The organism is Streptomyces sp. NPDC006798, from assembly GCF_040635975.1.
In the GTDB taxonomy this organism is placed as follows: Bacteria; Actinomycetota; Actinomycetes; order Streptomycetales; family Streptomycetaceae; genus Streptomyces.
In genome coordinates this window covers 13,988-34,165 of sequence record NZ_JBEYIS010000001.1, presented here as the reverse complement: position 1 = coordinate 34,165, position 20,178 = coordinate 13,988, and the positions used below count along the sequence as shown (strand labels likewise).

Annotated in this window: 14 protein-coding genes; 5 read left to right on the top strand and 9 right to left on the bottom strand. The window is 70.8% G+C overall.

Going from position 1 to position 20,178, the window contains the following annotated elements; translation table 11 throughout:
- Nucleotides 1–8 precede the first annotated feature (8 nt).
- The 6 genes from ABZ714_RS00120 to ABZ714_RS00095 form a co-directional block, all read right to left on the bottom strand.
- Nucleotides 9–6,344: an ATP-binding protein gene (locus ABZ714_RS00120; RefSeq protein WP_358822812.1), complete on the bottom strand. Its 6,336-nt coding sequence runs from the start codon at nt 6,342–6,344 to the stop codon at nt 9–11.
- 268 nt (nt 6,345–6,612) lie between these two features.
- The gene (locus ABZ714_RS00115; RefSeq protein WP_358822811.1) at nt 6,613–7,713 is read right to left on the bottom strand and encodes a hypothetical protein; all 1,101 of its coding nucleotides are present in this window, start codon (nt 7,711–7,713) and stop codon (nt 6,613–6,615) included.
- 240 nt (nt 7,714–7,953) lie between these two features.
- Nucleotides 7,954–8,637 carry an HNH endonuclease signature motif containing protein gene (locus tag ABZ714_RS00110; RefSeq protein WP_358822810.1) on the bottom strand — a complete coding sequence of 228 codons (684 nt, stop codon included), beginning with the start codon at nt 8,635–8,637 and terminating at the stop codon, nt 7,954–7,956.
- Nucleotides 8,638–8,798: 161 nt separating this feature from the next.
- Nucleotides 8,799–9,461: a hypothetical protein gene (locus ABZ714_RS00105; protein WP_358822809.1), complete on the bottom strand. Its 663-nt coding sequence runs from the start codon at nt 9,459–9,461 to the stop codon at nt 8,799–8,801.
- A 98-nt stretch (nt 9,462–9,559) separates the two neighbouring features.
- A complete protein-coding gene (locus tag ABZ714_RS00100) occupies nt 9,560–11,026 on the bottom strand; it encodes a recombinase family protein (protein ID WP_358822808.1) in 1,467 nt (488 codons plus the stop codon).
- A 108-nt stretch (nt 11,027–11,134) separates the two neighbouring features.
- Entirely contained in the window at nt 11,135–12,577 is a 1,443-nt protein-coding gene (locus tag ABZ714_RS00095) for an NAD(P)/FAD-dependent oxidoreductase (protein WP_358822807.1), read from the bottom strand.
- Between the two features lie 220 nt (nt 12,578–12,797).
- On the opposite strand from ABZ714_RS00095, the gene trxA reads away from it, so the two are divergent.
- Nucleotides 12,798–13,175 (top strand): thioredoxin, encoded by a 378-nt coding sequence (gene trxA / locus ABZ714_RS00090; protein ID WP_358822806.1) that lies wholly within the window; start codon nt 12,798–12,800, stop codon nt 13,173–13,175.
- Between the two features lie 104 nt (nt 13,176–13,279).
- On the opposite strand, the gene ABZ714_RS00085 is transcribed toward trxA, so the two are convergent.
- From ABZ714_RS00085 to ABZ714_RS00075, 3 genes are all read right to left on the bottom strand, one after another.
- Nucleotides 13,280–13,549 carry a hypothetical protein gene (locus tag ABZ714_RS00085; RefSeq protein ID WP_358822805.1) on the bottom strand — a complete coding sequence of 90 codons (270 nt, stop codon included), beginning with the start codon at nt 13,547–13,549 and terminating at the stop codon, nt 13,280–13,282.
- Between the two features lie 70 nt (nt 13,550–13,619).
- A complete protein-coding gene (locus ABZ714_RS00080; protein ID WP_358822804.1) occupies nt 13,620–14,642 on the bottom strand; it encodes a LacI family DNA-binding transcriptional regulator in 1,023 nt (340 codons plus the stop codon).
- Nucleotides 14,643–14,789: 147 nt separating this feature from the next.
- A complete protein-coding gene (locus ABZ714_RS00075; protein WP_358822803.1) occupies nt 14,790–15,611 on the bottom strand; it encodes a TIGR02452 family protein in 822 nt (273 codons plus the stop codon).
- 149 nt (nt 15,612–15,760) lie between these two features.
- On the opposite strand from ABZ714_RS00075, the gene egtA reads away from it, so the two are divergent.
- The 4 genes from egtA to egtD are packed head-to-tail and all read left to right on the top strand — an operon-like array spanning nt 15,761 to nt 20,125.
- Nucleotides 15,761–17,038, top strand: a complete 1,278-nt coding sequence (gene egtA, locus ABZ714_RS00070; RefSeq protein ID WP_358822802.1) for an ergothioneine biosynthesis glutamate--cysteine ligase EgtA — start codon at nt 15,761–15,763, stop codon at nt 17,036–17,038.
- A gap of 59 nt (nt 17,039–17,097) precedes the next feature.
- Entirely contained in the window at nt 17,098–18,402 is a 1,305-nt protein-coding gene (gene egtB, locus ABZ714_RS00065; RefSeq protein ID WP_358822994.1) for an ergothioneine biosynthesis protein EgtB, read from the top strand.
- The gene (gene egtC, locus ABZ714_RS00060; protein ID WP_358822801.1) at nt 18,402–19,166 is read left to right on the top strand and encodes an ergothioneine biosynthesis protein EgtC; all 765 of its coding nucleotides are present in this window, start codon (nt 18,402–18,404) and stop codon (nt 19,164–19,166) included. Before egtB ends, egtC begins: the two co-directional genes overlap by 1 nt.
- Nucleotides 19,163–20,125 carry an L-histidine N(alpha)-methyltransferase gene (gene egtD, locus ABZ714_RS00055; protein WP_358822800.1) on the top strand — a complete coding sequence of 321 codons (963 nt, stop codon included), beginning with the start codon at nt 19,163–19,165 and terminating at the stop codon, nt 20,123–20,125. The genes egtC and egtD overlap by 4 nt, the downstream gene beginning before the upstream one ends.
- Nucleotides 20,126–20,178: the final 53 nt, after the last annotated feature.

Here is a 20,178-nt window from a genome sequence, read left to right as displayed (position 1 = left end):
GTACAAGCTCAGTCTGCCCCTTGCCGCATGACGACGTCTCGGATGACGATCGGAGCGGATACTCGATCCGACAGAGCGTCCAGGAGGTCGGGGCGGATCACGACCGCGCAGCCGGTCAACCGCGGCCAGGGCAGGCGATAGGCACTGCGCTCGTACTCGGTGCGCCAGCAGATGAGGCGCAGGGCCGGACCTCGATCGTCCTCCAGTGTCAGCGGGGCTCCGGGCGTCAGTCGGAGTGCCGTGCGGAGCCCCGGGGTGGGTGCCAGTGTGAAGCCGGGTAGTCCCAGGCCGTGGGCGGCGTCTGCGGCGGCGGTCATGGCGAGGTCGAGGCCGAGGAGCGGAATCCCTTGTGGGACGTCAGCTGCGTGGTGCTGCCACGGCGGTCGGGTCCACTCGTCGATGTCTCCGTCCGAGAAAGGGATCGCGTCGCCGTCCCGGTTCCTGTGATCCGCCGCTTCCGGACCTGAGAAGCTCACGATGGTCAGACCGGTCTTCCGGGTGTGCGGTGACAGGAACTTCCGTTCCTCCACGGAAGCGAGGATGCGCCAGCCCAAGAGGGTCTGTCCGGTGAGGGTGACGGCTTGCGTCAGTGGCCGTGTGGAGATTGTCTCCGTGGTTGTTCCGGTCAGCGAAGTGTCCTGGCCGACCAGGTCGTCCGGGCCGGGTGGCAGGGGAAGGTCGGGGCGTGGCCAGCGTGCCTCTTCGAAGGCCAGCGGAATGCGGGGGTCGTCGGTCAGTACGGTGGCCAGCTGGTCCTCCCAAGCTGCTGGATCGCTCACGCCCAGGCCCTGCGAGAGCCTGTGCGCTCGGCTGCCCGACGCCACCGTTTGGATCGCCACTTCGACGGTCTCCTGGATGGCGAGGTAGGCGTCCGGCAGCTCACCCTCGTCGGCGCTGCGGTTGGCGCGGGACTGGGTCTTGTTCCTCTCGATGCTGTGCTCGGTATCAACCTCGCGGCGAACCCTGGCGAGGACCGCTCGGATCAGTCCGGGCTGCAGTTGCTCGGCTTCGTTCAGACGCGTGCCGGCCACCTCTGCCAGCATCTCCGTAACGAGATGGCCTTTCGGGTCGTCTCCCTGTGCGGCGGAGGTCCACAGGCGGCTCGGCGGGTTCAGCCCAGCCTGATCCGATGCTCCCATGGGAATGGTGGCCTCCTCGGTGAGCAGTCGGCGGGCGAGGGCGCGGACGGTGAGCAGTGGTCCTCGGGCCAGTTCCTTGAGCGCCTCCTGGCAGTGGTCCACGACAGGTTGGGCTTGCGGCCCCTGTTCTTGGAGCAGGCACAGCAGCCACATCAGGGTCGCCGGATCGGAGAGTTGCTCCAGCGCGAGGGCCATGGCGGGTGCCGTGGCTTCGGGGCGCAGTGTGACCAGAGATCTCGTCGCAACCATCGCTCGGCGTTTGCCTTCTCGGTCCGCGTGTGCGAGTGCGGCCAGTGCCGCGGTCGCGAAGGCGTGATCGAGATCGCCGGGTGCGGGGGTTCCGTTGTCGTTGCCGGGGGCGGGGTAGGGGTGCTGGGGGTCGTCGCTGTCGTGGACCCGTGGTGCTCTGCTCTCGATGACCGTTGCGGCTTCGTCCCAGAGGGCGAAGGCCAGGTCGAGCGAGTCGTTCGGGGACAGGCCGCAGGCTTGTTGGGCGAAGGCGAAGATCAGTGCCTGGGTGATGCCGTGGGTCCCGTACCGGCCGGCGCTCACCGCTGCTTCGGCCTCTTCGGTGATGACGCGGTGGGTGAGGGTGCGATCGAGTTGCGCGGCGATACGAAGGGCGTCGAGGGCTGTTTCGCCTCCGAAGTTCAGCCATCCGCCTTGTCCGCGGGTGCGTACCCAGGTCAGTGCGTAGGCTTCGGCGGCGAGTGCGTCATGGCCGTTCTGGCGGAGCTTGTCCGCGAGTTGGCGCAGCAGAAGTGGGCCGTCCCGGAAGTCGAAGGGGCCGGCAATGGCACGCAGGACTTGTGCGGCCTCGTCGGTCTGTCCTCGGGTGGTGAGGTTGAGCAGGCCGTCGCCGACGAGGTCTGTCATCTGTTCGAGAGTGCGTTGTGGTGCGTCGGCCTCGTACGGGGTCAGGTGCCATGCGCGCAGTACCCGGATCAGGCCGACCGGTTCGGAGGGCGCGGGCGACGGGGCGGCAGGTGAGGTCGGGGCCGGGGCCGACTGCGCGGGGACAGGTGTGCTGCGGCGGGGCTGGGACTCGTCGGTGACCGGTGGTTCGGGCAGGCGGGTGAGCTGCGGGGCGCCGACGCGTTCGGCGACGGCGTTGAGCTCTGCGACCAGCTGTGCGTCGGCCAGTCTGGTCTGGTCGCTGGTGGAGTCGCGGTTGGCTTGCCGTTCGTCGGCCCTGCTCAGTGCGATGCGCAGCAGTTGTGGAACGCCGTCGGGCGTGGAGGGGCAGACTGTCCGGGCGAGCCGGTCCAGAAGTGCGGCGTCGGCTTGGAGGAGCGGGGTGTCCAAGGTGATGCGGAGCGCGGTTGCCACGACTGGATCGGCGGTGTCGTTCCACGCGCGCCAGAGGTCTTCTCTGGCGCCGTGGAGGATGGTGTTCGGGCCGTTGCAGTCGCTGAGCAGGCCGGTGGCTGCGAGATCGGCAAGGGCCGCGGGGTCTGCCCCGGCCAGGACGTTCCACCACCGCGGGCGGGCAGCGTTGGTCTCCTTGCCGTCGGTGTGAAGGACAAGGCGTTCGCACAGTGGCTGGATTCGCGCCACCCGCGCCCGCCCCCGGGCCGGGTCCGCGGTGACCAGGGCGGGCAGCGGATCCAGGACCTCATAGACGGTGATGTCCTTGCGCCAGCCGTAGGCCACTAGGAAGTGGCAGGCCGCCAGCCAGTGTTCCTCGGCCTCGGCGAGGTCGTCGGCGGCGAGGGCGAGGCGCGCGTGGATGAGGAGGTAACGGGCGAGGTCGCTGTAGAAGCGTCCGCCGGCTTGCTGGAGGAACTCGTTACGGACGGCTTCGGCGACGCCGGCCCGCCGTCCGGGCGTGGTGTGCTCGACGGCGATCGTAAGGAGTGTGTCGACTGGCAGTGGTCCGCCCATCTCGCCGCGCAGGCTGACGCTGATTCTCCGGCTGACGTGGATGAGGGTCTTCCACGCCTGCGGCCAGTCCTGGTCGGACACGAGGGTGGCCGCCCGGCGTACCGACTCTTCGATGAGCGGATGGATCGAGTAGAGGTCGCACGCACGGGGTTCGCCGGCGAAGGGGCTGAGGTTTGCGGTCAGGAGCCCGAGGGCTTCGATGACCAGGCCGGACCGGGTGGGTGCTTCGGCGGCTTCGGCACGTGCGAGGGCGATCGCGAACCGCAGCCAGCAGGGGTACCAGCCGGCCCCCTGGACGAGAGCCGGTACCGCGTCCAGGGCGATGAGATCGGTCCGGGTCGTGATCGCCAGGGCATCGAGCCACCTGGCCACGGGCTCGGGGCTCCACCGGACCTGTTCGTTCTGTACGCCGCGGGTGAGGGCGAACAGGGTGTCGCGGGCGGTCGAAGTCTCGTCTACCGCAAAGCCGGGGGCGAGATCGGCGGCGGCGACCCCCAGTGCGAGCAGCCGGTGCGCCGCTCCCGGCAGGTAGCTCAGGCCGACGGCCTTCTGCGCCCAGTCCGTGGCGTTGCCCGCCTCTCCGGGCACCGCGCCTGCGGCGATCTGCTCGGCGAGTGCGAGGCATACTGGGCCGCCCGTTTCAAGGCGCGGCACCAGGTCGGTGACGGCCTCGATCCCGACGGTGTCGAGGAGTATCTTCACGACGGCGTCGGCCGCTGCCTGGTCACCCCGTTCGTCGAACCACTCGGCGATGCGGTCCAGCGACACCGGCCGGTCAGTCCTGTCCTCGGGGGACTCCTCGCCTATCGCCTGACCGGTAGCCGACAGGCGCAACCGACCACGCAGATACGCGAGTTCGACGGACCGGTCGGACTCCGCCCCGTAGGAGGTGTTGTCCGACTCGGCCTCGTGGTCGTGTGCCGTGATGTACGCGTGCCAGGGTGCCACGGCGCCTGCCGCGTCGAGGACGGCGCACATCTGCAGACCTGCCCGGGCGGGCATGACGGTCTGGCCGTCGTGCAGGAGCCGGTCCGACAGTGCCTGAGCCCCCATCAAGGCGATCGGCACGTCAGCGAATTCCACCAGGTCCGAGTCGAAGCGCTCGAACTCGTACGTCTGCGCGGCCCTGGCGAGTTCGACGCACCGCGCGACGACCGGCCAGTTCGCCGTCCGCGCGGCACAGCGCACGCCGGTGGCCAGGTTATCCCTGATCGCCGAGGCCGGGTGGGCGGTGGCGACGGCCCGGGTGACGAAGTCCCGCCCGATGTGGTCCACCACCTCCGTGTCGCGTCCAGCTTCGGCGAGGATCTGCAGGAGGCGGCGAAAGGCCCGCGAGTCGTCGAACAGTCCCTTCCCAGTCAGCCAGGTGGCGATCAGCGCCAGCGTCGATTCCAGGGCCCCAGGGTCGCTGCCGTAGCCCAGGCGCAGGTAGCGGGCGAACGACTCGTGGTAGACGCGGATTTCACCGGGTCCGGCCGTCACGGAGAGCACCGGGGCCAGCACCTTCAGCGCGCCGTCGATCCTGTGCGCCCGGTCCGGGATGATCTGCCCGAGCTCCTCGCGGGTGACGGACATTCCGAGCAGGGCGATGATGTCCGCGACAACATCGGCTTCCGCGCCGAGCGTGTCGTGGAGGTGGGCGTAGTAGCCCTCCAACGATCCCTGGTAGGCTGGAAGTGCCCGCACCACTGCCGCGGCTTTCGTGATCGTCTCCGGTCGGAGGGCAACCTCGCGACAGAGGTATGTCGCGTACAGGGCGTTGCCGCCAGAGCGTTCCTGCAGCGCGTCCAGGAAGTCGGTCACGTCACGGTTGTCGGTCAACAGGGCTTCAGTGCGCTCGTCGTCCACCGCCGGAACGAGCCCGAGCCGCTCCGCGACGGCGCGGCACTCGTGCGCGGTCAACGGCGGCACGGCGACGGAAGCCACCTCGGCGTCCTGGAGGGGGACGAGATGGTTCCCGGGCTGGCTGAGGACGATGAGGACGCTACCGGGCGGAAGCGACAGCGAGCCGAGGACCGCGGCGAGGGCCAGGGACGGATCGGCTCTCCTGGTCCTTCCTCCTTGTACGCGGGTGACGTGGTCCAGTCCGTCCACGACGAGCGCCACGCGCCGGGTGGGGTCCTTGCGCAGAGCGGTGTCCACAGCCGTCGTCAGTGCTTGCGCATCGGCGGCAAAACGCGGGCGCTGCTCCTGGACAAGGTCGGGGTCCGACTCAGCCAGCCGGCCCAGCAGGCTGCCGAAGACCGTTTCGGTGACCACCCGGGTCAGCTGGTCACCGTCGGCGTCGCCGAGGTAGCAGTAATGCTCGGCGACCAGCCATCCGTCACCGGCGAGTTGGTCGACCAACTGCTGGCATGCCCAGGACTTACCCTGTCCCGGAGGGCCCGTGACCAGCAGGACTCCCCCGTCGGCTGCCGCTGCCCCGGCCGCTTCCGCCAGGACGCCGACCGTGGCGGGCCTGGCCACTTCCAGGGCTCGGTCGACAGGGTTCGCGCGCACGACGGCGCCAAGGTCGCTGCGCAGTTGGGCCTGGCGCAGTAGCTCGCGGGGTGTCACGTCGGTTCCGCGCTGCCGGGCGGAGCGGACTGCGCGGATCAGCGCCTCGGCTACGTCCACCGGTGAGCGTCCCTCGTTGGGATAGATCCCCGCGCCGAGCTCGCCACGCACCCGTTGGAGGAGAAGCTGTTCGGCCGGCCCTGGCTGCAGGAGGTCTGTGGTCATGGCCGGTGCGCCCACCTCCACCACCAGGTGCTCGCACAGCCACTCCAGATCCTGCTTGGACACGGCCCTGTCACCGCTGGTCAGGAACCCGAAAATGTTGCCCGCCGGGCGCCGACCCCGCGCGGGCAGGTCGTACCCTCGCCAGAGCACTTCCGCGTCGAACCGCAGGAGTGTGCTGTTCATCCCCGGCAGGAACGGCATGTCGGAGGAGCGTGCTGGCACCATCACCGCGTTCAGTGCCTCGTGATCCGGAGGTGCGTCGCGCATCACGATGCGCAGCCGGTGGGCGGCGGCGCCCGCTCCGGGGCCATCCCGGTCGGCGACGGCAGCCGCCACAAGGCGGTCCAGCCTCAGTCCCCGGTCGTCGGTCGTGAACGTGGCGTAGCCGAGGGGGTCCTTCTCGTCCGAGTGCTTGAACTGCGTCCGCTCACGGGATCCGTCAGCGTTGATCACAGTGAGATCATCGAAGCGGTCGTCCGTCACCAGCTTCTCGTCGACATGGACCCTGGCGATTCCGCCGAGCAGCAGGTCGACAAAGCGGCCTGCCTCCATCAAGTCCTGGTACTCGTAACCGCGGTGCGCGGCAGTCAAATCACTCATGTCGGCAGCATTCTCCACCGTCGAACACCCTGCTTGTGCGGAACTGGCCAAACAGCTACGAGGGATCCCAGTCTGAACAAGGCAGCGGCCGGTCCACGGCAGCGCAGGGCGTGTCCGCGCCGCACTGGCCCCGAACCGACCGAGGAACGACCAAAAGCAGTGCCTTGCACAGGAGCTGTGCCACCGGCAGGACGGGCCGTCGTGCATACTCTCTGGACCGCTGCGGATCGCCGGAGAGCCTCTCGTCCCTGCCCCATGCCGGCCACCGTCAGGGCCTGGCGGACTGAATCGCTTCCTGCAGGGCACTCACGCCCCGCTCGGCGTGCGCTCGGACGCTGTCCCAGGCAGCGGTGAAGTCGCGGACCGGGAAAGGAAGCCCAAGCGCATGGTGGGCTGTGACGAGTTCCGGCCGCGGTTTCGGGTGGACGGCGGAATTGCGAATGACGCGGATCTGGTCTAGGAGCTGCACGGCCTGGCGGACCGCGCCGCAGTCGAGCGCGGGCAGCCTGCCCGCGAGATGCCCCTCCAGGCGCAGCAGACCTGAGCCCGGGGTGCGGCCGGGAACCTTGAAGTCGCGCAGGATGTCGGTCAGGACAATCAGCCCGGAGTTGTAAGCCGCTTCATCATCGGCGTCCAGGGCGAGAAGGCTGGAGCGGTCCATGGGTGGCGGGATGACCAGGGCTTCGCCGACGACCAGCTCGTAGGTGACGTCGAGGAAGTTCAGCGCGCGCAACACAGCACGCGGCTCGGCGAGAGACAGCGCTGCCGACGGCGCGGGTGGCGACAGGTGGGCGGCGACAGCGGCGAGGTACCGGTCGAGGGTGTCGAAGTCGGCATCCGGCAGAGCACCGAGCTGGCCAGTGAGGGTCGTCTTACTGAAGCGCATTCCGGGCCACTCGCGATCAGCGATCTGCGCCATGCGCTCCACGAGGGGTCCGGCGCCATCGATTCCCTTCAGGACATCACCGAGGTTCACGTCGATGTTGGGAGGATCGAAGGGGCTATCGAGGATCTTGTCCTGTTCACGGGTCATATGCTGCATATACGCCAACAGCCCGCAGCCAAGATCGCGGGCCATCTGGTCGTGTTGCAGATGATAGAGACCCGCCATGGTCAGGTACACCGGCCCGTCGGATTGAGGCGTGTAGCCGCGTCCCCACCACCCGACGGCCCGGTAGCCGTCCTGAACATGACCCTGGCCGACCACAGGGAAGCTGTGGAGCACTTTCATCGCGTCGTGGCCGTGCTTACGCATGCGGTGGGCGACGTAGAAGAAGTTGGGGAAGCGCTGGTGATCGACGAACGTCGTCCACGCAATGTTAAGAAGGAGTCGTTGCTCCTCGGTAAGCGGGGCTGTCAGTGCTGCCATGGCGTCTGCCTCCGGGTGGGCGGCCATCAGGATAGAGGGACGGCCCAGCTGGAGCAGACATCTTCGGGGTCCGCAGGCACCAGACTCGCTCTCGGCCTACTGAGAGTGCTGTACGTCACCGACCAGCAGGAGCATGCCTGCTCACACACTGATAATCAGCCAATTCCAGGATGGGGTGGGGTCCAGGGCGGCATTCCGCCGAAGATGCCGTGACCTGCACAACCACGCGACGTGGTGAGCTCAATGTTTTTCCTTCTCAGTAAGATACTTCCTGATTATCCGTCCTAGCACTTCACCTTCATGGGCACGCTCGTTGAAGACCGCCCGCTGGAAGGATTCGTAGTCCTTGATCTCCAAGAATGCTGTCATCCATTTCGCATGCGGGTGGCGATGACCACAGCACATTAGACGGGTACAGACTCGTCGAGACGTGCCAAGCTTTGGTGTTCTCCAGGGGTGGTGCGGATACCCCCTCAGCTCCTCCTTGCAGCGCGTAAGGATCTGGAACAGCTCTGCCTTATTCCGATGCCGCTCGCTCCCGTAGTGCAACCCAAACCACTCACGGCGATCCGGATCTGCTATCTCCCGCTGGACGCGCTCTACCCTCCTCGTGATCCCGGCGTACACCTCGGGCCTCATAGCCCGCGTCGCGAAGCCTGCCTTCGGATACCTGTGGTGTAGATCCAAGTTCGCTACCCAGTTCCTCGCAGTACGGCCCTTCTTCCAGCGATTGCAGTCATCACAGGCTGGAACAAAGTTCCACCAGATGTCTGCTCCTCCATCTGCGATGGGCTTCTCATGATCGATTGTCGAGGCAGCCGATCGGCCACAGTACGTGCACAGTCCGCGTTGCGCGGTCAGGACCATGAGCCATTGCCAGGTCTTCTGCTGGGCCCTCTCACCACGACGGATCTTGTCCACCACACGCCCCCTCTGACTCAGTTGTGGGATCGTAAGAGGTCGCGCTGACACTTGGCGCGTGTTCATCAACCTGACTCGAGGGAGGGCGGTCACCGGGCACAGAGGAGCGGAGTCAAGGGTGATGTACTCCGTACTCACTGCCTCGCCCAGCAGACTCCACCTCGTCAGACCGCTAGCTTGACGGTGCTCTGGTCTATCGAATCGGCCCGAACGGGCAAGGCCAGCAACGCCGTAAAGGTGACTTGGATGCCGGACCTGGTAGTCATCCGGGAGATCCGCCGAATCAGATCGACCGTCGCCGGTGCCCCGTCGTCCGTCTCAGCCATAAGGGAACGCAGCGACAGGGCGAACTCCCATGAGCTGGAAACGAAGCAGAAGCTGCCGAGCTCCGGTGCCGTCGCGAGCCGGAAGACGAGGCGGCAGTCCGGTGTCGGCCCCTCCCCCGCCCTGGCCCTCGCCTTGCGGTCGCTCAGCTCGCCGGCGCATCCGCACGGGCGGCTGGCATCGGCGCCCGGTTCCAAGAACTGTTCACCGTCACAGATGTGCGCCTTGGGTCCTTCACCCAGCACCATGCGGTTGACCGCGGTTGCGAGCTCCGTAACCACGACGGTCACGGTGTCACCACTGAGCACGACCTCGAAGCCATCGCCGTCCTCGCTCGTTCGCGGCTCAGCGGTCCGGAAAGCCTCGGCAACCGATTCGGCGACGGACGGATCGCAGATGGTCAGAAGCCACGAGGAGAGAGGCACCGCTTCCTTCCCCGGGCCGGATTCCGCCCACAGACGGCCGACGCACGCCGCCTCCGTATCCGCCCACGTATCGATCACAGCACCCTCCCGGCACAAGAAGACTCGAACCGGAAGGGTGCACGCTCAGTTCCTGCTTGGTGGTGCCGGGCTGATCGGTGTAGGAACCCTCCCCCGCCTCAGATGATCCGTTCGAGGTGCGGGCCGTGGAGGATGCCCGCGTGCCAACGGCGCGGTGCCGAGAACGGCCAGAGCGTGACCCGGACGCCAAAGTCCTTGAGGATCTCCTTCTTGGCCAGGTTGTCAGGGGCCTTGCGCCACTTGTCCTCGATGGTCTCGCCCGTCGGTCGCGTCACCATGCCGGGAGCACGCACCGGCAGGCGGCGCAGCATCGACAGTTCCCGGCCCATCTCGGCGTAGCGGTCCCGGAACCAGGCCGCGTCGTCCGGTGCGTCGTAGAGCCCGGCCTCGCGGTCGTCGCGAAGACGCCGGCGAGCAGCTTCGACCTCCGCGATGCGTTCGGGGGTGCCGTCGCCCGCGTCGTAGACGGTTTCCATGATCATGCCCTTGCCGTACTGGGCGAGGAACCAGTTCTCGATGCGGGCATCCAGGCCCTTGACCGTGAAGGACGGGGAGGGCTTGCAGTGTTCGGCACCGATGAGGCCCCTCCAGCGGGCCTTGCACTGGTAGCGCCGTCCGCCTCGTTCCTCCGGGGTGGGGTGGGTGTTGAGCTGAGTGTGGCACTGGCCGCAGAAGACGATGCCGGTGAGCAGGTACTTATGGTTCGAGACCCGGTCGCCGGCCGGGTGCGCCCTGCCCCGCTGCCGGATCACGCGCTTGAGGGCCTCGTGCGTGGGCCGGTCCCACAGGGGTTCGGCGATGCGTATCGGGTGGCCGTCCTCGCCAATGACCGGGCGTTGGCCGTGCATGAGGTATCCCAGTGCGGCTTCGGAGAGGAGGATGTCGCGCAGTCCGGAGGACTGCCAGGGGCGGCCCGAGGGGCGGCGGCCGTAGAGCACCGCCCGGTGATCGCTCGGGGACAGCTCCCCCGCCCGGGTCAGCCGGACGGCCTCGGACGACGGGGTGAACACCTCGGGATCGGAGAGGATCCGCCGGGCCACGGTGCGGATCACCGTGGAGGCGTGGGGGTGAAGCGCGACGTGGTCCACGGCCGCCGTGGGCGCCAGGCGTATGAACTCGTAGCCGTACGACGGCTTGGCCTTGACCCGGCCCTTCTGCCGGGCCTTGATGGTCGCCTCGCGGTTGCGGCGCTGGATGGCACGCAGCTCCATCTGCGCGCCCCAGGCTTCCATGGTGAAGCGGTTCTCGTCGTTCGGGTCGTCCAGGTCCCAGGGACCGTCATGGCCGTAGGTCAGCAGCAGCTTCCCGGTGTCCCGCATCATGTAGCCGGTGTTGAGGCAGTCCACGAGGTTACGGCCGAGACGGTCCACGGCGGCCCCCACGATGCCGTCGTACGGTCCGCGCTCACCCCGCAGCCAGGGGCCGAGCCTCGGGCGGGTCATCGGGTCGGTCGCGCCGGAGACCTCCCAGTCGTCGGCCCAGGCCATGACGTGCCCGCCGACGGACTCGACAGCGGCGAGCACGTTGTCACGCTGGCGCTCCGGCGAGCTGGTGGCTGCGGACATCTGGGAGAGGCGGCGGACTCCGACGAGGCATCGACCACAACCGTCATAGGGACGTTCGATCATGTTTCGAGCCATACCATGCATACCGCAGCCTCCGCCGGTGTGTACTTAACGGCGGTAGGTCTCCAGCAGCCGGAGCCAGATCTCGCTGATCGTCGGGTACGACGGGACCGCGTGCCAGAGCCGGTCCACGGGGACCTCTCCCACCACCGCGATCGTCGCCGAGTGGAGGAGTTCGCTCACCGCGGGGCCGACGAAGGTGGCGCCCAGGAGGATACGGCGGTCGAGGTCGACGACGAGGCGGGCGCGGCCCCGGTAGCCGTCGGCGTAGAGGGAGGCGCCCGCGACCGAGGCGATGTCGTGGTCGACGGCGCGGACGCGATGGCCCGCGGCCTCGGCTTCGGCGAGGGAGAGGCCGACGGCCGCGGCCTCGGGGTCGGTGAAGACGACCTGGGGGGCGCCCGCCGTGTCGGCGGTGGCGCTGTGGGCGCCCCAGCGGTCGGTTTCGAGGAGGGGGACGCCCTGGGCGCGGGCGACGATCGCGGCGGCGGCGATCCGGGCCTGGTACTTGCCCTGGTGGGTGAGGAGGGCGCGGTGGTTGACGTCGCCGACGCCGTAGAGCCAGTCGCTGCCCAGGACCCGGAGGCTGTCGTCGACGGAGAGCCAGGAGCCGGGGGCGAGTCCGACGGTGTCGAGGCCGATGTCGTCGGTGCGCGGGGCGCGGCCGGTCGCGAAGAGGACCTCGTCGGCCTCGACACGGTCGCCGTCGGCGAGGACGAGGGTGACGGGGCCGCTGCCGCCGTCCCGGACGACCGCGGTGACATCGGTGTTCAGCCGGATGTCGGCGCCCGCTTCGGTGAGGGCGTCGACGATGTGTTCGCCCACGAAGGGCTCCATCCGGGGCAGCAGTCGCCCGCCGCGGACGAGGAGGGTGACCCGGGCGCCGAGCGCCTGCCAGGCGGTGGCCATCTCGACGCCGACGACACCGCCGCCGACGACGGCGAGCCTGCCGGGTACGGCGCGGGCGCTGGTGGCCTCTCGGCTGGTCCAGGCCCTGGCGCCGGCCAGGCCTGGCAGGTCGGGGAGGACGGCGCGGCTGCCGGTGCAGACGGCGACGGCGTGGCGGGCGGTCAGGACGTGGTGTTCGCCTTCGGCGCTGTCGACGACGACTTCGCGGGGGCCGCGCAGTCTGCCCCGGCCCCGGTAGAGCCGGGCGCCGGTGGAGTCGAGCCAGGCGACCTGGCCGTCGTCCTTCCAGTGGGAGGCGTACTCGTCGCGGTGGGCGAGTACGGCGGCGGTGTCCAGCGGTCCCTGGACCGCCTGGCGGACTCCGGGGACCCTGCGGGCGTCGGCCCGGGTGATCGCCGGGCGCAGCAGGGCCTTGCTGGGCATGCAGGCCCAGTACGAGCATTCGCCGCCGACGAGTTCGCTCTCCACGACGGCGGCGCTGAGGCCCGCCGCCCGGACCCGGTCGGCGACGTTCTCGCCGGTGGGGCCGGCGCCGATCACCACGACGTCGTACTCCACGGAATCCGGCCTCGCAGCGTCCATGATGTCCGGTGTCCTTCCCTGTCCGACGTTGTCACAGCCCGTAAACAGCTTGTCCGGTTTCTGTCGATCATCACACAGGATCGCGGCTCCTGTCGGGGACACGGCGGCGGTCCCGGGGACATGGGCGGGGGATCGACGGGCAGGAATAGCCGGACCGGGGGCGCCGTTGTCACCGGAGCCGGAGCGGGCGAAAGCGCCCGGACAAGACAAGGAGCATGTTATGAGCACGGTTGAGCTCACCAAGGAGAACTTCGACCAGGTGATGTCGGAGAACGACTTCGTCCTGATCGACTTCTGGGCTTCCTGGTGCGGCCCGTGCCGGCAGTTCGCGCCCGTCTACGAGGGCGCGGCCGAGCGCCACCCCGATCTGGTCTTCGGGAAGGTCGACACCGAGGCCCAGCAGGAGCTGGCCGCGGCGTTCGAGATCCGGTCCATTCCCACCCTTATGATCGTCCGCGACCGGGTCGCGGTCTTCGCCCAGCCGGGCGCGCTGCCGGAGGCGGCGCTGGAGGACGTGATCGGCCAGGCCCGGGCGCTGGACATGGACGAGGTGCGCAAGTCGGTGCAGGAGGCCGAGGGCGCTCGGGGCGGCGAGTAGGGCGCGGGCAGGGGGCCGCGGCCCGCACCGGGCCGGTGCCGCCCACCGGGCCGCCGCGCGGTGCGGTGCCGTAGCCGCCGGCTCCGTACCGGCGCCGCCGCGGTTCAGTCGCGTGACGGGTCCACGACTCGTACCGACAGGCCGTAGTCCAGTTCGGCACCGTCCACGAGCAGTGCCTCGACGGTACGGGTCACCGGGTCGATGTCGGCGACGACGCCGTGGCCCGCGTACCGCGGATAGCCGGACGCCCCCCATTCGCCGGTCGCCTCCACGACGGCGGAGCGGATGGCGTCCTGGGCCAGCTGCGCCGCGTCGTGTCCCACCACGTGCTCGGGCACGAGGAGGATCTCGTAGCGCTGCGGTTGGGTAGTCATGCGAGTGACGGTAGAGCGGCGGAACCGTCGCCGCACCCGCACCGGGGACGGTCCGCCCCCGAAGGGGCCGTCAGGTGGAGTCACGGCCTATCGCCCTGGCCCCCATCAGATCGTGGACGACGGGTTCGTCGGCGGGGTCGCGTACCACCCGGTCGACGAGTTCGGCGAGCCGCCGCCCGGTGACGAGATCGATGTGGACGGTGCTGAGCCGGGGGCGCTGGAGCCTTCCGAGGAGCAGATCGTCGGCGCCGATGACGGCGGTCTCGGCCGGTATCGCGATGCCTTCGTCCTGGAGGGCGCGCATCAGCAGTACGGCGTAGTCGTCGTTGTAGGTGAAGACCGCGTCGAGCCCCAGCCGCCGCCAGCGGGCGGCCAGCGCCGCCGCCGGTTCCTCCTCGTACGGCAGGGGCAGCGCCTCGATCCGGGCGCCCGCCGCCGCGGCGGCCCTGCGGGCGCCTTCGATCCGGGGTTCGGAGAACCGTTCGAGGCCGGTCTCCTGGGGCATGACGACCCCGATGGCGCGACGGCCCCGTTCGACCAGATGGGCGACGGCCCGGGCGCCGACCTCCCGCTGGTCCATCACGAAGCAGTGCGCGCCGGTGACCCGCCGGGAGCCGAGGGTGACCACGGCCCGGGCGCCGGAGCGCTTGAGGACGTCGACGCCGTGCGGGGTCAGTCCGACCTCGCCGAGGGCGACGACGGCGACCGGCCGCAGTTCGGCCCAGGCGCGGGCCGCCTCGTCACCGTCGAGTCCCAGACTGCCGTACTGGACGACGGTGTAGTCGAGACGCCGCAGGGCCGCCTGGAGTTCGGCCAGGAAACGCCCGTAGAGGGGTCCGGCGGGCAGGGTCGCGGGCGGCAGGACGACCATCCGGGTGTGTCCGGCGCGCAGGCTCCTGGCCGCCGCGTGGGGTACGTAGCCCAGTTCCTCGGCGGCCTCGCGGACCCGGCGCCGGGTGGGCTCGCTGATCCGCACGGACGCGGTGTTGTTGAGGACGTACGAGACGGTGGCCCGGGAGACCCCGGCTAAGCGGGCGACATCGGCGCTGGTGGGTACGGAACGGTCCGCGGTCTGTTTGGGTGTCTGGCTCATCGCCCTCGGCATCATTCCAGAACGACCCTGCACAACGTCGGCCGGTTGGCCGGATCCGACGCCGGGGATATCGCGCCAACTGCCGTACGGGCGAGGTGTGTTCCGGCGGGCACACCGGTGGGGCCCGGTCCGTTCGGGCCCGGGTGGTCAGGATCCGAAGGCCGTACGGAAGGCTTCGAAGGCGGCCCGGGCCTTGGTGCGGTCCAGTACCGCGAACTCCACCTGGTCGAAGTGGCGGGCGAACCGGCCGTCGCCGGTGAGCAGCGCCCGGAAGGTCCCGGCGACGGTCGCCGGGTCGTTGCGGAAGACTCCGCAGCCCCAGGCGCCGAGCACGATCCGGCGGTAGCCGCGGTCCACCGCGACCTCCAGTACGCGTTCGGCGCGGGAGGCGAGCGCGGCCGGGACGAGGTGGGCGCGTTCCGGCTCCCGGCGGGCCACCACCCCGGCGTTGGGCGCGGGCGAGGTCAGGAAGCCGATGTGCCGCGGGGCGTCGAGCGGCCGGTCCCGGTGGTCGCGGAAGACGGGGACGGCGGGCGAGTGGATCACCCGGTCCGAGTAGAGGGGGTCGCGGTTCTCGCGGTGATATTCGTAGTACTCGGGGGCCCGCAGCAGGGTCTCGTAGAGCGCGGAGGCCCGGCAGAGCGCCTCCTCCTGGGCCTGGGCGCCGTTGACGTAGCCCCCGCCGGGGTTGCGGGCGGAGGCGAAGTTCAGTACCGCGACCGGTTCGGGTGACGCGTCGGCGAGCCGCAGGGCCGCCGACGTGCTGCTCGCGCCGGTGACCCGGAACTCCGTCACCCGGTCGGTCCCGGGGGTGACGGCCAGCGGTCCGGGCCCGTGGAGCCGGGTGCCTTCGAGGGCCTCGGCGAGCCGGTCCCCGAAGGGGACGAGACGGCCGCCGGAGGCGGGATAACGGCCCGCCGCGATGAATTCCTGGTTCTCCCGGGCGATCGCCCGCAGTCGTGCGCTCATTCCCGTCATCCTTGTTGACCTGCGAAGACGGCGGCAAATGGATTTCGGCGACGGAGTGCGACCGGCCCGTCGCGGCGCCGGGGCGCCCTTGTGCGGCCGGGTGAGGGTGGCTTTAGGTTGGCAGGGGTGCCTTCACAAGAGGAGCCGTCATGCGACTGTCCGAAGCGGGCGACCCCGCCCGGCCCATCAAGGAAGCGGAGGCGGAGGATCTGCTCCGCTGCATCTGCTTCAAGACCGGCCCTCCCCGCGCCGTGGGCGTGGAGCTGGAGTGGCTCGTACACGAGAAGCACGACCCCCGCCGCCGGGTCCCGGCCGACCGGCTCACGGCGGCCCACGAGGGGGCCCGATCCCTGCCGCTGGCCTCGGCCGTCACCGTGGAGCCCGGCGGGCAGCTGGAACTCAGCTCGGCCCCGGCCGCCTCCCTGATGGAGTGCGTCGACGCCGTCGCGGCCGATCTCCGCGCCGTCCGCGCCCTGCTCGACCGGGACGGTCTGGCCCTCACCGGTACCGGACTCGACCCCTGGCGGGCACCCCGCAGACTGCTGCGCGAGCCCCGTTACGACGCCATGGAGGCGTACCTCGACCGGACCAGTCCCTGCGGCCGGGTGATGATGTGCTCGTCCGCGTCGATCCAGGTCTGCCTGGACGCCGGGGAGGAGGAGCCGGGGCCGCTGGGTCTGGGCAGACGCTGGCGGCTGGCGCACCTCCTGGGCGCGGTCCTGACCGCCGCCTTCGCCAACTCCCCCGTCCTGGAGGGCCGTACCACCGGCTGGCGCTCCACCCGGCAGGCCATCTGGGCCCAGCTCGACGCGGTCCGGCCGATCGCGCCGCCGCTGGACCGCGAGCCCCGCGACGCCTGGGCCGCCCATGTGCTGGACGCGCCGGTGATGGTGGTACGCCCCGCGGGCGACGGGCCCTGGGAGCGGCCCCGGGGGCTGACGTTCCGCCGGTGGATACGGTCCCGGGCGCCCCGGCCGGCCACCCGCGCCGACCTCGACTACCACCTGACGACGCTCTTCCCGCCGGTCCGGCCGCGCGGCCATCTGGAGCTGCGGATGATCGACGCCCAGCCCGGCGACGACGGCTGGCAGGTGCCGCTGGCGGTCACGGCGGCCCTCTTCGACGATCCGGAGGCCACCGAGCTGGCCTATCGGACCGTGAAGCCGCTGGCGGAGCGGGCCGGACCGCGGCCCGCGCCGCGCAATCCGCTCTGGCTGGACGCCGCCCGGCACGGGCTGGCCGACCCCGAGCTGCGGGGCGCGGCCGCGGCCTGTTTCGGCGCGGCGCTGGAGGCGCTGCCGAGGACGGGCGCGTCGCGCCGGGTGCAGGACGCGGTGGCCGGGTTCCACGAGCGCCATGTGCTGCGCGGCCGATGTCCCGCCGACGACCATCCGCCGCCGTCCCCGGGGAAGGAGCCACGAGGGTGACCACCGACGACACCGCTTCCGACCGGCGCGGGCCGTCCGAGCCGGACGCGCCGGACGCGCTGCGGGACCGCGCGCTCGACGCGCTGACCGCCGCCCGGGCCAGGACCGCCCTGCTCACCGACGCCGTCGACGACGGCGAGCTGACCGCCCAGCACTCGCCCCTGATGTCGCCCCTGGTCTGGGATCTCGCGCATATCGGCAACCAGGAGGAGCAGTGGCTGCTGCGCACGGTGGGCCGCCGGGCCGCCCTGCGCCCCGAGATCGACTCCGTCTACGACGCCTTCGAGTATCCGCGTGCCACCCGCCCGGCCCTGCCCCTGCTGCCGCCGCCGGAGGCCCGGCGCTACGCGGCCGAGGTCCGCGACCGGGTCCTCGACGTCCTCGGCTCCGCCCCGCTGGTCGGCGGCGGGCCGCTCACCGACGCGTCGTTCGCCTTCGGGATGATCGCCCAGCACGAGCAGCAGCACGACGAGACCATGCTCATCACCCATCAGCTGCGGCGCGGCCCGGTGGCGCTCACCGCGCCCGAGCCGCCGTGCCCGGCGGCGGGCGGCGTACCGCTCGCGCTCACCGGGCCGGCCGAGGTCCTGGTGCCCGGCGGCCCGTTCACCATGGGCACCTCGACCGAGCCGTGGGCGCTGGACAACGAACGGCCCGCCCACCCCCGCGACGTCCCCGCCTTCTTCCTGGACACCGCCCCGGTGACCTGCGGGGCGTACCGGGCCTTCATCGACGACGGCGGCTACCACGACCCCCGGTGGTGGGAGGCGGAGGGCTTCGCCCAGATCCGGCGGCACGCCGTCGAGGCGCCGCTGTTCTGGCGGCGCGACGGCGGCGGCGGATGGCTGCGCCGCAGGTTCGGGGTGGTCGAGCCGGTCCCCGACGACGAGCCCGTCCTCCACATCAGCTGGTACGAGGCCGACGCCTACGCCCGCTGGGCCGGACGGCGGCTGCCGACGGAGGCCGAATGGGAGAAGGCCGCCCGGCACGACCCGGCGACCGGCCGGTCCCGCCGCTTTCCCTGGGGGGACGCCGACCCCACCCCGGAGCGGGCCAATCTGGGCCAGCGCCATCTGCGGCCCGCACCCGCCGGGAGCTATCCGGGCGGGGCCTCACCGCTCGGCGTACGGCAGCTCATCGGCGATGTGTGGGAGTGGACGGCCAGCGATTTCCTGCCCTATCCGGGGTTCGTCGCCTTCCCCTACCGGGAGTACTCGGAGGTCTTCTTCGGACCGGCCCACAAGGTGCTGCGCGGCGGCGCCTTCGGGGTCGATCCGGTGGCCTGCCGGGGCACGTTCCGCAACTGGGACCTGCCGGTACGCCGCCAGATCTTCGCCGGATTCCGTACCGCGCGGGACGTCTGATGTGCCGCCATCTGGCCTATCTGGGGCCGCCGCTGCCGCTGGGCGAGGTCCTGACCGCGCCCCCGCACTCCCTGCTGCGCCAGTCGTGGGAGCCGCGCCGCCAGCGCCACGGCACGGTCAACGCGGACGGCTTCGGGGTGGGCTGGTACGCGCCGGGGGATCCGGTGCCCGGCCGCTACCGGCGCTCCGGGCCGGTCTGGGCCGATCCGTCCTTCGCCGACCTGGTCCGGGTGGTCCGCGGCGGCGCCTTCCTGGGAGCCGTACGCGACGCCACCGTCCCGGGCCCCGACGGCGAGGCGGCGGCGGCACCGTTCGCCGCCGGGCCCTGGCTGTTCAGCCACAACGGCGCCGTCACGGGCTGGCCCCGGAGCGTCGCCCCGCTGGCGGCGGCGCTGCCCGCGGCGGATCTGCTGGCGCTGGAGGCCCGCTGCGACGCGGCGCTGCTGTGGGCGCTGGCGCTGCGGCGGCTGCGCGACGGCGACGAGCCGGGCGACGCGCTCGCCGCGACCGTCCACGAGACGGCGGGCGCGGCCCCCGGCTCCCGGCTCAATCTGCTGCTCACCGACGGCATGACGGTCACGGCCACCGCCTGGGGCGATTCCCTGTGGTATCTGGCCGGGCCCGGCGCGCCCGGCGGGGGCACGGTCGTGGCCTCGGAGCCGTACGACGACGATACGCGCTGGCGCGAGGTCCCCGACCGCACCCTGCTGCGGGCCACCCGTGCCGAAGTTCTCCTGACCCCCCTCAAGGAGCCTGCCACGTGAGTCCGTTCGTTCTGACCCGCACCCTGCCCGAGGACGCCACCGGCGCCGCGCTGCGCGCCGATGTCCGCGAGGGGCTGACCGCCGTGCCCAAGACCCTGCCGCCGAAGTGGTTCTACGACGCCCGGGGCAGTGCCCTGTTCGACGAGATCACCCGGCTGCCGGAGTACTACCCGACCCGCGCGGAGCGGGAGATCCTGCTCGACCGCTCCGCCGGGATCGCCGCGGCGAGCGGGGCCCGCACCCTGGTGGAGCTGGGCTCCGGCTCGTCCGACAAGACCCGTCATCTGCTGGCCTCCCTCGGCGGTCCGCTCGGCTATGTGCCGGTGGACGTGAGCGAGAGCGCGCTGACGGGGGCGGCGCGCACCCTGCTCGCCGAGCGGCCTGAGCTGGACATCCACGCGCTGGTGGCGGACTTCACCGCCGGTCTCCGGCTGCCGGACACGCCCGGCCCCCGGCTGGTGGCGTTCCTCGGCGGGACGATCGGGAATCTGCTGCCGGACGAGCGCGCGCGCTTCCTGGCGTCGGTACGGGCGCTGCTGGCGCCCGGGGACACCTTTCTGCTCGGTACCGATCTGGTGAAGGATCCGGCGGTCCTGGTCCGGGCGTACGACGACGCGGCGGGGGTGACGGCCGAGTTCAACAAGAACGTGCTGCGGGTGCTGGCCCGGGAGCTGGACGCGGACGCCGATCCGGACGACTTCGACCATGTGGCGCTCTGGGACCCGGACCGGGAGTGGATCGAGATGCGGCTGCGGGCCCGCTCGGCGCTCACCGTGAAGTTCCCGGAGCTGGGGATCGCGGTGCCGTTCGACGCGGGCGAGGAGGTCCGTACGGAGGTGTCCGCCAAGTTCCGCCGGGAGGGCGTACGGGACGAGCTGGCCGCGGCCGGTCTGCGGCTGACGCACTGGTGGACGGACCGGGCCGGAAGGTTCGCCCTGTCGCTGTCGGCGCCGGAGTGAGCGGCCCGGAGCAGACGGGGACGGGGGCGCGCCGTGCGCTCCCCCGCCCCCGG

What these genes read in the sequence shown, in the direction of transcription:
- ABZ714_RS00120 (WP_358822812.1), bottom strand. Translation starts at nt 6,344, where the DNA reads ATGAGTGATTTGACTGCCGCGCACCGCGGTTACGAGTACCAGGACTTG.
- ABZ714_RS00115 (WP_358822811.1), bottom strand. Translation starts at nt 7,713, where the DNA reads ATGGCAGCACTGACAGCCCCGCTTACCGAGGAGCAACGACTCCTTCTT.
- ABZ714_RS00100 (WP_358822808.1), bottom strand. Translation starts at nt 11,026, where the DNA reads ATGTCCGCAGCCACCAGCTCGCCGGAGCGCCAGCGTGACAACGTGCTC.
- ABZ714_RS00095 (WP_358822807.1), bottom strand. Translation starts at nt 12,577, where the DNA reads ATGGACGCTGCGAGGCCGGATTCCGTGGAGTACGACGTCGTGGTGATC.
- trxA (WP_358822806.1), top strand. Translation starts at nt 12,798, where the DNA reads ATGAGCACGGTTGAGCTCACCAAGGAGAACTTCGACCAGGTGATGTCG.
- ABZ714_RS00085 (WP_358822805.1), bottom strand. Translation starts at nt 13,549, where the DNA reads ATGACTACCCAACCGCAGCGCTACGAGATCCTCCTCGTGCCCGAGCAC.
- ABZ714_RS00080 (WP_358822804.1), bottom strand. Translation starts at nt 14,642, where the DNA reads ATGAGCCAGACACCCAAACAGACCGCGGACCGTTCCGTACCCACCAGC.
- ABZ714_RS00075 (WP_358822803.1), bottom strand. Translation starts at nt 15,611, where the DNA reads ATGAGCGCACGACTGCGGGCGATCGCCCGGGAGAACCAGGAATTCATC.
- egtA (WP_358822802.1), top strand. Translation starts at nt 15,761, where the DNA reads ATGCGACTGTCCGAAGCGGGCGACCCCGCCCGGCCCATCAAGGAAGCG.
- egtC (WP_358822801.1), top strand. Translation starts at nt 18,402, where the DNA reads ATGTGCCGCCATCTGGCCTATCTGGGGCCGCCGCTGCCGCTGGGCGAG.